This is a genomic window from Enterobacter cloacae complex sp. HYC042_NIDB (genome assembly GCF_056673315.1).
Genome location: NZ_CP109650.1, coordinates 3,735,925 through 3,751,254, shown reverse-complemented (window position 1 = coordinate 3,751,254; position 15,330 = coordinate 3,735,925). Strand labels below are relative to the sequence as shown.

The window sequence follows — 15,330 nt, the reverse complement described above, 5'->3', positions numbered from 1 at the left end:
GTAAGGTGCGGGGTTTTTTGCTTTATGCGCCGGAAAATACCGGGTGGCGGCACCGCCTGACCGTGCCTAAAATTGTTAAAACGATTTTAACAATGGTGCCGCTTTGACACGTCCCTTTAATTACCAACAAGATTTTGCCAACATTAATTTCCGTGACCATGCAGAGCTGTATCAGGTGGGGCGGGGAGAGCAGGGTGTGCTCATGGTGGAACCTTACAAAAGCGAGATCCTTCCGCACTGGCGATACAAAGATGCTGAAGTTGCAGCGCGATCGGCAAAAGAAATTTACGCCCTGTTTGAAGAATATCGTCAGCAAAACGACTTTGTGGGAATGGATATGGCGCGTAAATTCATTCAGATGGGCTATACGCGCGCCAGACGATACGCCAATCATAAAGGCGGTAAAAAGTACGATGAGAAGCGCCAGGTCAAACCGCTGGATTGCGATCCCGTAAAAGCCGAAGCCGCCGCGGTCTTCAAAAAGTGGTGGGATAAAATTCGTGCAGATGAAGATTATTTGCAGCGAAAAAAGGCGCATCAGCAGAAGTGGGGATAATTACTACGTCCGCTAATAATTCGATACCTGATCGAGTTCACAAAACGTAATGAAACATATTGGAAACATTTTATTTACCTAACGATTCGTTTTAAATCCGGTTTTACTGTTTGTGGGCAATGGCCCGCAATGTGAGACAGAGGATTTTAAAATGACAGAAACCGTAGCCAGTGCAGATACGGATAACACCAATTTGGCAGGTAAGGATACCCGTCGTCGGGTTTGGGCAATCGTTGGGGCCTCCTCGGGGAACCTCGTAGAGTGGTTTGACTTTTACGTCTATTCATTCTGTTCACTCTACTTTGCTCATATCTTTTTCCCGTCCGGGAATACCACCACTCAGCTTCTGCAAACCGCAGGCGTTTTTGCCGCCGGTTTCCTGATGCGCCCGATCGGTGGATGGCTGTTCGGCAGGATCGCAGACAGAAAAGGGCGCAAGACCTCCATGCTCATCTCCGTATGCATGATGTGCGTCGGCTCGCTGGTGATTGCCTGCCTGCCCGGATATGACACTATCGGAACATGGGCACCCGCGTTGCTGCTGCTGGCACGTCTGTTCCAGGGGCTGTCGGTCGGTGGGGAATACGGCACCAGTGCGACATACATGAGCGAAGTGGCGGTTGAAGGCCGAAAAGGTTTCTATGCATCATTCCAGTATGTGACCCTCATTGGCGGACAACTGCTGGCATTACTGGTTGTGGTGATCCTGCAACAAATCCTTAGCGATGAAGATTTGCACGCCTGGGGCTGGCGCATCCCGTTTGCTATGGGCGCTGCCCTGGCGGTTGTCGCCCTGTGGCTACGCCGTCAGCTTGATGAAACCTCTCAACAGGAGGTCAGGGCGCTGAAAGAGGCGGGCTCGATGAAGGGGCTCTGGCGAAACCGCAAAGCATTTTTGATGGTGTTAGGTTTTACCGCCGCGGGCTCGCTAAGTTTCTATACCTTTACCACCTACATGCAAAAATATCTGGTTAACACCACGGGCATGCATGCAAACGTTGCGAGTGTCGTCATGACGGTGGCGTTACTCGTCTTTATGCTTATCCAGCCGATTGTCGGCGCGCTGTCGGACAAAATAGGTCGCCGCACCTCCATGCTGATCTTTGGCGGCATGCTCACCCTGGGTACCGTTCCGCTTTTGACTGCGCTACAGCAGACAACGTCGCCGTATGCCGCTTTCGCGCTGATCATGGTGGCACTCATTATTATCAGTTTTTACACGGCAATCAGCGGCATTTTGAAAGCGGAAATGTTTCCCGCACAGGTGAGGGCACTGGGTGTTGGCCTCTCTTATGCGGTCGCGAATGCCCTGTTTGGCGGTTCGGCAGAGTATGTCGCGCTATCGCTTAAGTCGTGGGGCAGTGAAACGACCTTCTTCTGGTATGTCACCGTAATGGGAGCGCTGGCGTTTATTGTCTCGCTGATGCTGCATCGCAAAGGAAAAGGTATCCGCCTTTAATAATGTGCCATCTGCCAGACGGCGTAGCCGGTTGTTGCGCCGGCTACGTCCCAGGCGAAATCTTTCCAGCTCCAGCCGCTTCCTGAGGGGCGGCTATCCCAAAGCTCTTTCGATGCCCCCAGGCTTATGGAGAACATCAGACCCATTGTGGCACTTCGATCCCGGCTATATCCCTGGTGCAGCGCATACTCATTGCCCGCAGCGGACAACATTGCAGACGCCAGAAAGTGTTGAGCTTTGTCCTGACCCGACCAGCTATCATTCGCCATATGGCTGCAACCGGTCAGGAAAAGGGGAATTATCAGGAAAGGGGTACGCATTAACAGGCTCCATAAAAAAGCCCCGTCAGTGACAGGGCCCGGGAATTACAGAATACGGCTAATGAGGCGATCGATACGGATCCGACGTAGACGGCGAATCAGCTTGCGAACTTTCACCGGATAATCCGCGATGCTTTGCAGATCGCGGTAATGACGAACCACTGTGGTATGCGTGCGTATAAGCTCCAGCTCACGATCGCGTTTCGCGGCTAATGCATGCTGAGGATCGTGAATCAGGATGGCATTCTCCAGATCCAGACGCCAGGCGCGCGGGTTCAGGTTATTACCGGTCAGCAGCATCCACTCATCATCGACCCACATCCCTTTTAGATGATAGCTGTTATCTTCATCTTTCCAGAGACGCACGACCAGCTGGTCCGTGTTCACGTAGTACTGTAAACGGCTCAGGAAGCGACGCAGGTTAATCTCATAAAGATAAGGCAGTGCGCCGATGATCTTGAAAGGTTGATCTTCCGGAATGAAAAAGTCGTTTGCCGTTTTATCCCCGACGATGATCTCCACCTTTTTACCCTCGCGCAGCAGCTGAATAATATTGCGCACCAGAACGGCGGGAAGGTTGAAGTATGGCGTGCAGATGGTGAGCTTATGCTCCGCGCACGGCATCAAATGGAAAATCGTCTTGTTCAGCAGGCTGGTTTTTCCCAGGCCTACCAGCGGCGTAACGGACAGCTCTTCATTACTGGCGTCACCCTGGAAACGATAAACCGCATCGCGCAGCTCCTGGCGGAAGGAGCGAACGTCGTTTTTAATTTCCGGGCTTTTCGGGCGATGAGGATCGTCAAGACGGTGGACACCCCGGCCATGAACCAGGTTTTTATCCACCCAGTTGAACATGATGTCGGCCATCTGCGGATTGCGGATCAGATGGTAGCGATCGTAACGGTATTTATCGAGCTGATGAAGGTAGACATCATTGAGGCTTGCGCCGCTGTAAAGCACGCTGTCATCGATGATGAATCCTTTAAAATGAAGGACGCCGAGCGCTTCGCGGGTATTCACCGGGACGCCATAAACAGGTACATCGACGCCAGGATTTTCCTGCGCCGTGCGGCAATACCAGTCTGCATTGGTGTTTGAAGCGGCCGCGCCAATACGGCCACGCTGGGCGCGATGCCAGTCAACCAGCACGCGAACATCCAGCTCCGGACGCTGACGCTTGGCTTCATAGAGCGCGTTCAGGATCGCGCGCCCGCCTTCATCTTGTTCAAGATACAGGGCCACAATGCAAATGCGTCGCGTGGCACTGGCAATCTTTTCCAGAAGCGTCTCCCGGAAACGAGCGGGAGCATAAAAGAACTCTACATCATCAACTGACTGAGAAATCTTCGGTAGTTGAGCAAGGTGTTGTTGATGTTTATTACGCTTAAATTTTGACAACATCACAGTGCGTTTCTTCTCTGTTCATTGAAGGGTTGTCTGTACCATGCAAACAACATAAGCGGACAATGATACCACCAGTCCCGTCCAAAGTGGGTAACATTTCCAGTAGCTTACTCGGGTTTGTCTGCTGGTGTCAGGCCGAGGGATAAGGCGACAATACCTTCGTCCAGCTGAATATCAACGTCAAATCCGAGTTTTCGCGCCAGGGTCACCATACCGCGATTGTTCGGCATAGTAATGCCATTCAGGCGTAACAATCCGTGATCTCGCGTATAACTGATGAGTTTTTCCAGCAGCCGTCTGCCCAGACCCAGGCCTTTAAGATCGGAGCGCACCAGCACAGCAAATTCCGCGTCAATGTTATCCGGGTCAGAAATTGCGCGCGTCACGCCGAGGATCTCATCGCCCCGATCGGAACGTCGAACGGCGACAAACGCCATCTCTCGATCGTAGTCGATCTGGGTCATATTGGCTAAATCATCGTGGGTAAATTCGTTGATTTCGCTAAAGTAGCGATAATAGAGATCTTCTTTCGTAACCTGAGAAATAAAGGCACGCAGCTGCGGTTCATCTTCCGGCAGAATAGGGCGGAACAGGGCGCGTTCCCCATTCTTCATCTCGACCCACTCCTCCAGCTGCAGAGGATACGGACGGATCGCCAGGCGGCTCTCTCTGTCCCCTTCAAATGGCGCGATATCCAGCGTTACGTCCAGCGCCGTAAACTCAGTGCCGGAGGCGAGCAGTGGATGGATATCCAGCCGCTGGATCTCCGCACAATCTACAACCAGGTTAGACACCTGCACCAGGAACTGACTCAACCCGGCAATATCGAGCGGACGCAGGGCGCTGCGGCCACGGATCTTTTTGCTTTTAATCGCCTGAATGATCAGATAGCGCGCCAGATTCATGTTCAGCGGCGGTAGCGCCACCGCGGCCTGTTCCTCTGGACGCCACTCAACGCCGCCTTCCCCCAACATAATGAGCGGGCCGAAGACAGGATCGTGTTCAACCACCACCCGCAGTTCCTGGGCACCCGCGCGGTGAGCCATGCTTTGCACCAGCAGTCCGTGGATCCGAGCCTGCGGCCAGGCCATTTTGACGCGATCGAAAATGGCATCGGCTGCCTGCTGCACCTCCGTTGCCGTACGCAGGTACAACATGACTCCCTGAACGTCAGACTTATGCGGGATATCGGGGGAACGAAGCTTAAGGGCGACCGGGTAGCCAATCTGTTCGGCTATATGTACGGCCTCAGCGCTGTCGCTGGCGATCCAGGTTGGCAGAGTTTGCATCCCGTAGCTGCCCAGTATGGGCTGCACTTCATGCGTATCAAGCGAGGTCGCGCCTTCTTCAATGGCCTGCTGTAACAGCCGATGAACATCGACGGTGTTCGCCGTCAGGTTTCCGGGCAAAGCCGGTGTCTCACGCAGCTGTTTCTGGTTGCGGCGATATTCCACCATATGCATAAATGCCGTGATGGTGCCTTCCGGCGTGCGGTAGGTTGGCAGTCCGGCTTCACTGAACAAGCGTCGCGCCTCCTGAGAGGAAAACTCACCGCACCAGTTGGTCAGCAGGGTGACATATTTGCCGCGCGGATGATTTCGTACCGCCTCAATCAGCGCCCGCGCGCTTTCACTGCCCGGCGCGGCCGCGCTGGGGGAGTGGATAATCATTAGCGCATCGAAATCCTGGCTGTCCAGCAATATGGAGATTGCCCTGATATAGCGATCGCTGCTGGCGTCATCGCGCAAATCAAGCGGATTGCCGGGCGTCACGCTTGCCGGAAGCACCTCTCTGAGGCGTTGCAGCGTCTCTTCATCCAGCGTGGCCAGCTTGCCGTTACGCAGCCAAAGCTCATCCAGCGCCAGCGCGGCAGGGGCCGCGCCATTGCTGACAATCATTAACTTCTCGCCGCGCAGCGGACGCATGTGGCTCAACGTCTCGACGGCGGAAAAAAGCTCGTGTGTATCCTGCACCCGCAGCAACCCCGCGCGCTGAATGGCTGCATCCCAGGCCGGATCCATACCGGAATGAGACTGCAGCAGACGCTGCGCCGCAGGGCTGCGACCGCTTTTGATAACGAGGATCGGTTTATTGCGCGATGCGCTACGCGAAGCGGAAACAAAACGACGGGCGTCGCTCAGGTGCTCAAGATAAAGGAGGATTGCGCTGGTTTTGCTGTCTCGCGCCAGGAAATCCAGCAGTTCGTCAACGTCAATATCCAGGCTGTCGCCCAGAGCAATGAAGTAGGAGAATCCCATTTCACGCTGCTGCGCCCAGTCAAGGATAGTGTTTGAGACCGCAGCCGACTGCGAGATAAACGCCAGCTTGCCTTTACGGATCGGCACCGGGGAGAAGCTGGCGTTCAGCCCCTGCCAGGGCGCGAGCAGACCCAGGCTGTTCGGCCCGAGAATGCGCATCTGATAGCGGCTGGCACAGGCCAGCAGTTCGGGCTGCTGTTCAGGCGGAGACGAGAGAATAATGCAGGTTTTACACCCTTTCTTGCCGAGTGACTCCAGCAGTTCCGGATTGCGTTTGGCGTTTGTACACAGAACGGCGAGATCCGGTACGAAAGGCAGGCTCTCCACGTCCGGCCAGGCAAGCACGCCCTGAACGGCCTTATAAGACGGCGTGACGGGCATAACGGGACCGTTAAATCCTCCGGCCAGCAGGTTGCGCATCATCAGATAGCCTGCACGATCCGGTTTCATTGATGCGCCGATAACGGCAATGGATTTAGGACGGAGTAGCGCTTCTAACCCTCTCTGGCTCATGCAGGCCTCCTGTGAATGCAAGCGACCTGATGATTTTAAACGCTTTCTGTCTCCGTTGCTGTGATGCTGCCCTTATGAACGGTTTTTCCCGCCAGATAGCGCTCCCGGAAGCATGAGAAATGGTTGCCCAGGGCACCAGCTGCAGCGGTATCTCCTGCTAAATCCAGTAGCGCAATGGCTACTTCGGCAGTGCAGTATTGCCCGTCAGCATGCGCTTCGCGCAGGCGGTAGGCCGAGACGCGGGAAAGATCGACAGAAATAACCGGCAGAGCGTCGAGGTAAGGGCTTTTGCGAAACATTTTCCGCGCTTCGGTCCAGGTACCGTCCAGCATAATAAACAGCGGTGGTTTGCCTGATGGCGGCGCGGTAAGGACCTGACGCTGTTCTCCCGCATAAGATGCCGGGAAAACCACCATCGGCTGGTAGTCCGGGCTTGCCACCAGGTCGAGCAGAGCCTGAGGTGGCTCAGTGCGCGACCACTGAAACGCGGCGGTATCCGGCAGAATATCGGCAATAAGACGCCCCGTATTACTGGGCTTCATCGGCTCGGTATCGAACATGACCAGACAAAAGCGGCTCTCCGCAGTACTTGGGGCCAGCGTCTCGCACAGACACACCTTCAGCGGCAGCAGGCAGCGCTGACAGCGACGTATGCGATTGCCACGAGCAAGAAAGGGGCGAGTCGCGCGCGCAAGGCGTTCGGCGCGTAATTTAAGGACAGCGTTATCAGTCATGGGCGAAATGGAGGAAAAACCCTATTTTCGCAGAGGCGGGAACGGGGCACAAGGTGTGCCCCGGGAATGTTACAGCGATTCGTTTAACCAGCTATCAAAAGGTGCTTTTGGAACCGCACCGTTGAGCATATCGATCACTTCACCATTTTTAAAAATCATGATGGTCGGGATACTGCGAATACGAAAACGTGCGCTTAACTCGCGTTCGGCCTCGGTATTAACCTTAACGAACCGCATTTTTCCGCTGCGCTCTTCGGCCACATCTTCGAAGATTGGCGCGAAGCTGCGGCACGGACCGCACCATGGCGCCCAGAAATCGACCACCACCGGGAGATCGTCCTTGAGGAGTTTGTCCAGCGTAGCACCCGTCGCGTTAATGACATCGCCATCAAACAATTCATGGCCACAACGTCCGCATTTCGCACCGTCATCCATCCGATCGTCCGGAATGCGGTTTAAAGCCTGACAGTTGGCACATACGGTATTCATAACTAACCTCTGATAGAGCCGTGGGACAGCGGCAGAACGCCGATAATGTTTCTGATATGTTACATATTATCAGTGAGCCTGTATGAAACGACAATGCGTTTTATTCAATGGGAACAATAGTCACAGGCTTTTGTACGAAATTATGGCTATGCGCTGGCACATCGGGTAATCTGCGCGCTTCGCGCAGCGCTGGTGGAGAAAAGCATGAACGACGAAATGAAAAACAAAAGCGGCAAGGTCAAAGTGATGTATGTCCGCAGTGATGATGACTCTGATAAACGCACCCAAAATCCGCGTACCGGAAAAGGTGGCGGGCGTCCAGCGTCCTCTCGTGCAGACGGTGGCCGTCGCCCCGCCCGCGATGACAGAAATAACCGCGGTGATGACCGCAAACGTGATGACCGCAAGCGTGATGATCGCAAGCGCGATGACCGTCCGCGTGATGACTTCTCACGTGATAACGCCTCTCCGTGGCGCACCGTTTCTCGCGCCCCAGGCGATGAGACGCCGGAAAAAGCCGATCACGGCGGTATCAGCGGTAAAAGCTTTATCGACCCGGAAGTGCTGCGTCGTCAGCGCGCGGAAGAGACCCGCGTATATGGCGAGAACGCCTGCCAGGCGCTGTTCCAGAGCCGTCCTGAGTGTATTGTCCGCGCCTGGTTTATCCAGAGCGTGACCCCGCGCTTTAAAGAAGCGCTGCGCTGGATGGCGGCGAACCGCAAAGCCTACCACGTGGTTGATGATGCTGAACTGACAAAAGCGTCCGGTACCGAGCACCACGGCGGCGTCTGCTTCCTGATTAAAAAACGTAACGGCACGACAGTTCAGCAGTGGGTCAGCCAGGCAGATGCCGATGACTGCGTGCTGGCGCTGGAAGACGTGGGCAACCCGCACAACCTGGGCGCAATGATGCGCAGCTGCGCGCATTTTGGCGTGAAGGGCGTGCTGCTGCAGGATGCCGCGCTGCTGGAATCCGGCGCCGCGATCCGTACTGCGGAAGGCGGAGCCGAGCACGTACAGCCGATCACCGGCGACAGCGTTCTGGATGCCCTCGAGCAGTTCCGTAAAGCGGGCTATTCCATCGTGACCACATCCAGCCATGCCGGTACGCCGCTGTTTAAAGCGACGCTGCCGCGCAAGATGGTGCTGGTGTTGGGTCAGGAACGCGATGGTCTGTCTGATGCGGCGCTCTCCAGTTCGGATCTGAGCGTCTCCATCGACGGGACGGGCAATGTGGAAAGTCTGAACGTATCCGTTGCGACCGGCGTGCTGCTGGCCGAGTGGTGGCGTCAGAATAAGGCATAAGCCTCTTATGTGCCGGGCCTGACCCGGCACATTCAAACCCTACTCGCTCTCTGCCGGTAACACAGGCATCCAGTCAATTGGCGTTTCGCCACGTTTTTCCAGCCATTCATTTGCCAGAACAAAATGATTACTGCCAAAGAAACCGCGATGGGCAGAAAGCGGTGACGGGTGCGGTGCCTTCAACACGTGATGACGCTGACGATCGATAATTGCCCCTTTCTTCTGCGCGTGAGAACCCCAGAGTAAAAACACGACCCCTTCACGATGCTCGTTGATAAGGCTGATAACTTTATCGGTAAAGGTTTCCCACCCAAGGCTGGCATGCGAGTGCGCCTGGCCCGCCCGTACGGTGAGCACAGTGTTCAATAACAGCACGCCCTGGCGCGCCCAGCTTTCCAGATAACCGTGGTTGGGGCGGGTAAACCCGGGCACGGTTCCCTCAAGCTCTTTATACATGTTGAGCAGAGAAGGGGGGATCGCCACGCCTGGGCGTACGGAAAATGCCAGCCCGTGCGCCTGCCCAGGGCCGTGATAGGGATCCTGGCCCAGAATGACGACTTTCACATCGCTCAACTCGGTATAGCGAAACGCGTTGAATACATCTTTTTGCGGCGGATAAATCGTTTGCCCGGACTGACGCTCAGCGGCAACGGTACTGAGCGTATTGATAAAATAAGGCTGCTGCTTTTCTTCTGCCAGCACGTCATGCCAGGTTAAAGGTGTCGTCATGTCGCTCTCCTGCGAATCTCAATCTGTCACTAGCTTACCTGTTTAACGCTTGTGAGCAAAATTACGCGCTGAAATGCGTGCTAAGTCGTTAAATTTATTTTGAAATGATGCAGGTTAAGTTGAGTTGATGGGGGTATGAAATTGATCTAAAGCAATAAATTCAAACCACACTCTTTATGTGGTTGGTGTTTTTGTTGATTTAAATCAATAAATCGCCGTGGTGTGAATGATATATATACACACAAGAAACAATGGTTTTACCAATTGGCCGCGTAAGGCCAGCATCAGTTAATGTAGCCTAAGGGAGGCAACACATGATTACAGGTATCCAGATTACCAAAGCGGCAAATGACGATCTGCTCAACTCTTTCTGGCTGCTGGACAGCGAGAAAAATGAAGCGCGCTGTGTGGTTGCGAAAGCGGGTTTTGCTGAAGATGAAATCGTACCGGTGAATAAACTGGGCGAAATCGAATACCGTGAAATCCCAATGGAAGTGCAGCCGGAAGTGCGCGTTGAAGGGGGTCAGCACCTGAACGTTAACGTGCTGCGCCGCGAAACGCTGATGGATGCCGTTGAGCACCCGGAAAAATACCCACAGCTGACTATCCGCGTGTCTGGTTATGCGGTTCGCTTTAACTCACTGACTCCAGAACAGCAGCGCGACGTTATCGCCCGTACCTTTACTGAAAGCCTGTAAGGCTTCAGCCACGGGGGGGGAACAAAAAAGCCGGGGATTACCCCGGCTTTTTCTTACTCTTCAGTCTTCGTTTCCTGCGCGGCAGCGCTTGGCTTACGACGCTTACCAATGTTTTTGGTATCGCGGTGGCGCTGCTTCACGCGCGGCTTCTCTTTTTCTTTCTCTTTTCTCTCAGCACGTTTCGCGAGCGCTTTCTTGGACGGTTTACCCGTCATTTTTTCACTCGGCGCACGTGTGGTTGGGCGCAAGCCATCAATAACGCGCGCTTTCAGCGGCTCGTCAACATAGCGGCCAATTTTCTGCAGCAGCAGGTAGTCATGCGCTTCAACCAGTGAAATTGCAATCCCTTTGCGGCCCGCGCGACCGGTACGGCCAATGCGGTGCAGGTAGGTATCTCCGCTGCGCGGCATATCGAAGTTAATGACGTGGCTCACGTCAGGGATGTCGATCCCGCGGGCGGCAACGTCTGTTGCGACCAGCACGTTAACGCGGCCATCGGTCAGGCGCTTAATGCCTTCGGTACGCTTGATCTGCGCCATCTCACCTTCAAGATAGCAGTTGTTGATCCCGGCGTTGCGCAGCATTTCAGCCAGCTCGTGCACGCGCTCGCGCTTACGCACAAACACGATAGTGCGGGTGGCGTCTTCCTGCGTCAGCAGGTGCTTGAGCAGCTCAACCTTATGCTCAAGGTTGTCCGCACGGTAATACCACTGGTGGATCTTTTTACGCTCTCGCGTGGATGGCGTCGCAGAGACTTCCACCGGATCTTCCAGCAGACGCTCTGCGAAGTCTTTAATCGCATCCCCTTCAAGGGTGGCAGAGAACAGCATCGTCTGGTTACGCCAGCGCGTTTCACCTGCAATATGCTCGATATCCTGCGCAAAGCCCATGTCCAGCATGCGGTCCGCTTCGTCGAGGATCAGCGTTTCTACCGCGCGGCAGTCGAAGTTCTCTTCTTTAATATACTGCAGCAGGCGGCCCGTCGTCGCGACGACGATGTCCTGGTTTTCGCTGAACACTTCGGCGTGGTTCATATACGCAACGCCGCCGGTGATGGTGGCGATATCCAGATGCGTATTCGCCGCGAGTTCACGCGCATGATCGGCAACCTGCATGGCCAGCTCGCGCGTAGGCGTCAGGATCAAAATACGCGGCGGGCCAGATTTTTTACGTGGAAAGTCGAGCAGGTGCTGCAACACAGGCAGCAAATAGGCTGCTGTCTTCCCCGTGCCGGTTGGCGCAGAACCGAGCACATCGCGGCCCTCAAGCGCAGGCGGAATGGCCGCTGCCTGAATGGCGGTCGGGCGTGTAAAGCCTTTGCTCTCAAGAGCATTGAGCAGGCTTTCATCGAGTTCAAGTTCGGAAAAAGTCGTTACAGTCATGTTCTACCTCTGTGTGGGGCGCTGATTATAGACGTTACGGCTGTAATCTTCATCTGTTTGTATGGATATCGCTTTGCGGCCACTTCGCTTTCCCCTATGCTACTCCAGTTTCACTTAGAAGGTTGCCCTGACATGTCTCAACTCAAAGCGCAGCTGCGCCGCGATGGTTTTACGTTTAAACAATTTTTTGTCGCTCACGATCGCTGTGCCATGAAAGTCGGTACAGACGGCATTTTACTGGGAGCATGGGCACCTGTCGCAGGTGTTAAGCGTATTCTTGATATCGGTACCGGCAGCGGGCTGGTGGCCTTGATGCTGGCGCAGCGTACTGAAGAGCATGTCACTATTGATGCCGTTGAGCTGGATGCGCAGGCCGCAGGGCAGGCGGGTGAAAACGCGGCCGAGTCCCCCTGGGCTGACCGGATAACCGTTAAGTGCGCGGACGTGCTGGCCTGGGCGCCAGAGCAGACGGCGCGTTACGATCTGATTGTCAGCAACCCCCCTTACTACGAGCCCGGCGTGGAGTGCGGTACACCGGAGCGTGAACAGGCGCGCTATACCGGTTCACTCGATCAAAAAGCGCTGCTCGTCAACGCGGCTGAACTTATCTCAGAAGAGGGCTTTTTCTGCGTGGTGCTGCCAGAAAGTACGGGCAACACGTTTATCGCTACCGCGCAGGAGATCGGCTGGACGTTACGTTTGCGAACTGACATCTCTGATACGGAAGGCCGATTGCCGCACCGCGTGCTGCTGGCGCTTTCGCCAAAAGAGGGTGAGTGTTTTAATGAGCGTATGGTGATCCGTGGGCCAGACCAGCGTTATTCCGAAGATTACACGGCTCTGACCCAGGCGTTTTATTTGTTTATGTAAACCTGCGGGGCGAGTATCGACGGGCCGGACTCAGCAAGCCGATCCGGGTAGTCGAGTATGTAGTGCAAACCACGGCTCTCTTTACGCATCATCGCGCAGCGAACAATCAGCTCGGCAACCTGCACCAGATTGCGCAGCTCCAGCAGATTATTGGAGACGCGGAAATGGGCATAATATTCATCAATTTCCTGCTGCAGCATCGTAATGCGGCGCAACGCGCGTTCCAGACGTTTCGTGGTGCGCACAATCCCAACGTAGTCCCACATAAACAACCGTAGCTCGTGCCAGTTGTGCTGGATCACCACCAGCTCGTCCGGGTTCTCCACGCGGCTTTCATCCCAGGCCGGTAAACGCTCTGTTTCACGGGCGTAAGGCATGCGCTTCGTGATGTCCTCCGCCGCTGACCAGCCGTACACCAGACATTCAAGCAGCGAGTTAGACGCCATACGGTTCGCGCCGTGTAGCCCGGTATAGCTGACCTCACCAATAGCATACAGACCGTCTACATCAGTGCGTCCGTGATCGTCAACCATCACGCCGCCGCAGGTATAGTGGGCGGCTGGCACAATGGGCACCGGATCGCGTGTTAAATCAATGCCAAGATTGAGCAGCTTTTCGTAAATCATAGGGAAATGCTGGCGAATGAATTCTGCCGGCTTATGGCTGATATCGAGATACATGCAGTCCACGCCAAGGCGCTTCATTTCGTGGTCGATGGCGCGGGCAACAATATCACGCGGCGCCAGTTCACCGCGGGCGTCAAAGTCCGGCATAAAGCGGGTACCGTCAGGGCGTTTCAGATAAGCCCCTTCGCCGCGCAGGGCTTCCGTCAGCAGGAAATTTCGCGCCTGAGGGTGGAACAGGGCGGTGGGGTGAAACTGATTAAATTCGAGATTCGCCACGCGGCAGCCGGCGCGCCAGGCCATGGCGATACCGTCCCCGGAAGCGATATCCGGATTCGTGGTGTACTGATACACCTTAGAGGCGCCACCTGTAGCCAACACCACAGCCTTCGCCTGACAGGTTTCCACCTTCTCTTTATTACGGTTCCAGACCCACGCTCCCACCACGCGACGCGTGCCGGGCAGGCCTATCTTGTCGGAAATGATCAGATCAACCGCGTTGCTCCGCTCAAGGACCCGGATGTTAGGATGGTTCAGCGCTTTGCTGACCAGCGTGGTTTCCACTTCTTTTCCGGTAGCATCCGCGGCGTGCAGGATGCGGCGGTGGCTATGGCCGCCTTCACGCGTTAAGTGGTAGCTCTCTTCACCGTTGGGCTGAACCTGAGTATCGAATAAAACACCCTGATCGATAAGCCACTGAACGCAATGGCGGGCATTGCTGGCGACAAACTCTGCCGCGTGCGCATCCACGATCCCGGCCCCGGCAATCAGCGTATCTTCCACATGTGACGCAATGCTGTCGGTCTCGTCAAATACCGCGGCAATGCCGCCCTGAGCATAAAATGTGGAGCCTTCACTTATCGGGCCTTTGCTCAGAACGATAACGTTCTGATGTTCAGCCAGACGCAGCGCCAGAGAGAGACCGGCAGCGCCGCTGCCGATGATCAGTACATCACAATGAAGTTCAGGTGTTGTGTTCATGATTGTTGTTTAATTTACTAAACAGTGTTGGGGCAGAATAGCACCTGAATGCGAGATATCGCACGTTTTTTTTAATGAAAGTTGCAATGACTAAACGCACTGGCAGGGGTAAACGAAGGGTAAATAAATGAAATTATTTTGCGAAGCAGATCGTTAGCGTCAGATTTTGTGGTGAAATAAAGCCTGTGTTGCGTTACTCTTCTGGCGGGAAAAAGATGTTTCTTGTCAGAAAGTGGTGCGTATCGTGAACAGACTTATAATGAGAGAAAATGAACGGTCTGCGGCGCGATGAACAAAAACAAAGGCGTTACGGAACTTATTGAAGATCAGACACTCTAAGCTGGTGCTTGCTCAAAGTGCGGTAGTTATAGAGTGGCGTTTCGATAACGCGTGGAATTTAGGTTTGGGGAGACATTACCTCGGATGAGCGAGCAGTTAACGGACCAGGTCCTGGTTGAACGGGTCCAGAAGGGAGATCAGAAAGCCTTTAACCTACTGGTGGTGCGCTACCAGCATAAGGTGGCGAGTCTGGTTTCCCGCTATGTACCGTCAGGTGATGTACCTGATGTGGTGCAAGAGTCTTTTATTAAGGCCTATCGCGCGCTGGAATCTTTCCGGGGAGATAGTGCTTTTTATACCTGGCTGTACCGTATTGCTGTCAATACGGCAAAGAATTACCTGGTTGCTCAGGGTCGTCGTCCGCCGTCCAGTGATGTAGACGCTATCGACGCCGAAAACTTCGAAAGTGGCGGTGCGCTGAAAGAAATTTCGAACCCTGAGAACTTAATGTTGTCAGAAGAACTGAGACAAATTGTTTTTCGCACGATCGAGTCACTCCCGGAAGATTTACGCATGGCAATTACGTTACGGGAGCTTGATGGTCTGAGCTATGAAGAGATAGCCGCTATCATGGATTGTCCGGTCGGCACGGTTCGTTCACGAATTTTCCGTGCGCGAGAAGCTATTGATAATAAAGTTCAACCGCTTATCAGGCGTTGACGATAGCGGG

General features: G+C 54.5%; 15 protein-coding genes. 7 read left to right on the top strand and 8 right to left on the bottom strand.

All coding sequences use genetic code 11. The annotated features are described in order from the left end of the window. Positions 1–103: 103 nt before the first annotated feature. Both OKF39_RS17900 and OKF39_RS17895 read left to right on the top strand, forming a co-directional pair. Positions 104–556, top strand: a complete 453-nt coding sequence (locus tag OKF39_RS17900) for a DUF4385 domain-containing protein (protein ID WP_045260159.1) — start codon at positions 104–106, stop codon at positions 554–556. Between the two features lie 151 nt (positions 557–707). Then, positions 708–2,015 carry an MFS transporter gene (locus OKF39_RS17895; RefSeq protein WP_041908648.1) on the top strand — a complete coding sequence of 436 codons (1,308 nt, stop codon included), beginning with the start codon at positions 708–710 and terminating at the stop codon, positions 2,013–2,015. Here OKF39_RS17895 and OKF39_RS17890 read toward each other — a convergent pair. From OKF39_RS17890 to trxC, 5 genes are all read right to left on the bottom strand, one after another. After that, positions 2,012–2,335 carry a YfiM family lipoprotein gene (locus OKF39_RS17890; protein WP_063450551.1) on the bottom strand — a complete coding sequence of 108 codons (324 nt, stop codon included), beginning with the start codon at positions 2,333–2,335 and terminating at the stop codon, positions 2,012–2,014. The genes OKF39_RS17895 and OKF39_RS17890 overlap by 4 nt on opposite strands. Positions 2,336–2,380: 45 nt before the next feature. Beyond that, the gene (pssA, locus tag OKF39_RS17885; RefSeq protein WP_479983818.1) at positions 2,381–3,736 is read right to left on the bottom strand and encodes a CDP-diacylglycerol--serine O-phosphatidyltransferase; all 1,356 of its coding nucleotides are present in this window, start codon (positions 3,734–3,736) and stop codon (positions 2,381–2,383) included. A 110-nt stretch (positions 3,737–3,846) separates the two neighbouring features. Continuing rightward, positions 3,847–6,510 carry a bifunctional acetate--CoA ligase family protein/GNAT family N-acetyltransferase gene (locus tag OKF39_RS17880; RefSeq protein WP_479983214.1) on the bottom strand — a complete coding sequence of 888 codons (2,664 nt, stop codon included), beginning with the start codon at positions 6,508–6,510 and terminating at the stop codon, positions 3,847–3,849. A 35-nt stretch (positions 6,511–6,545) separates the two neighbouring features. Then, positions 6,546–7,244, bottom strand: a complete 699-nt coding sequence (gene tapT, locus OKF39_RS17875; protein ID WP_045260163.1) for a tRNA-uridine aminocarboxypropyltransferase — start codon at positions 7,242–7,244, stop codon at positions 6,546–6,548. 69 nt (positions 7,245–7,313) lie between these two features. Continuing rightward, positions 7,314–7,733, bottom strand: coding sequence for a thioredoxin TrxC (trxC, locus tag OKF39_RS17870; RefSeq protein ID WP_028014108.1), 420 nt, complete (start codon positions 7,731–7,733; stop codon positions 7,314–7,316). A gap of 204 nt (positions 7,734–7,937) precedes the next feature. Here trxC and OKF39_RS17865 point away from each other — a divergent pair, with 204 nt between their 5' ends. Then, positions 7,938–9,038: a tRNA/rRNA methyltransferase gene (locus OKF39_RS17865; protein WP_041908658.1), complete on the top strand. Its 1,101-nt coding sequence runs from the start codon at positions 7,938–7,940 to the stop codon at positions 9,036–9,038. Positions 9,039–9,077: 39 nt separating this feature from the next. On the opposite strand, the gene ung is transcribed toward OKF39_RS17865, so the two are convergent. Beyond that, positions 9,078–9,767, bottom strand: a complete 690-nt coding sequence (gene ung / locus OKF39_RS17860) for a uracil-DNA glycosylase (protein WP_023333064.1) — start codon at positions 9,765–9,767, stop codon at positions 9,078–9,080. A gap of 314 nt (positions 9,768–10,081) precedes the next feature. On the opposite strand from ung, the gene grcA reads away from it, so the two are divergent. Beyond that, entirely contained in the window at positions 10,082–10,465 is a 384-nt protein-coding gene (gene grcA / locus OKF39_RS17855; RefSeq protein WP_006176733.1) for an autonomous glycyl radical cofactor GrcA, read from the top strand. Positions 10,466–10,518: 53 nt separating this feature from the next. Here grcA and srmB read toward each other — a convergent pair whose 3' ends face one another. Then, positions 10,519–11,847, bottom strand: a complete 1,329-nt coding sequence (gene srmB, locus OKF39_RS17850) for an ATP-dependent RNA helicase SrmB (protein WP_047368112.1) — start codon at positions 11,845–11,847, stop codon at positions 10,519–10,521. Between the two features lie 132 nt (positions 11,848–11,979). Here srmB and trmN point away from each other — a divergent pair, with 132 nt between their 5' ends. Next, positions 11,980–12,717 carry a tRNA(1)(Val) (adenine(37)-N(6))-methyltransferase TrmN gene (trmN, locus tag OKF39_RS17845; RefSeq protein ID WP_479983213.1) on the top strand — a complete coding sequence of 246 codons (738 nt, stop codon included), beginning with the start codon at positions 11,980–11,982 and terminating at the stop codon, positions 12,715–12,717. Here trmN and nadB read toward each other — a convergent pair. Beyond that, positions 12,702–14,321 carry an L-aspartate oxidase gene (gene nadB, locus OKF39_RS17840; protein WP_028014103.1) on the bottom strand — a complete coding sequence of 540 codons (1,620 nt, stop codon included), beginning with the start codon at positions 14,319–14,321 and terminating at the stop codon, positions 12,702–12,704. The genes trmN and nadB overlap by 16 nt on opposite strands. Positions 14,322–14,664: 343 nt before the next feature. Here nadB and rseD point away from each other — a divergent pair, with 343 nt between their 5' ends. After that, positions 14,665–14,748 (top strand): rpoE leader peptide RseD, encoded by an 84-nt coding sequence (rseD, locus tag OKF39_RS17835; RefSeq protein ID WP_231940818.1) that lies wholly within the window; start codon positions 14,665–14,667, stop codon positions 14,746–14,748. Continuing rightward, positions 14,745–15,320 carry an RNA polymerase sigma factor RpoE gene (gene rpoE, locus OKF39_RS17830; protein WP_028014102.1) on the top strand — a complete coding sequence of 192 codons (576 nt, stop codon included), beginning with the start codon at positions 14,745–14,747 and terminating at the stop codon, positions 15,318–15,320. Before rseD ends, rpoE begins: the two co-directional genes overlap by 4 nt. Positions 15,321–15,330: the final 10 nt, after the last annotated feature.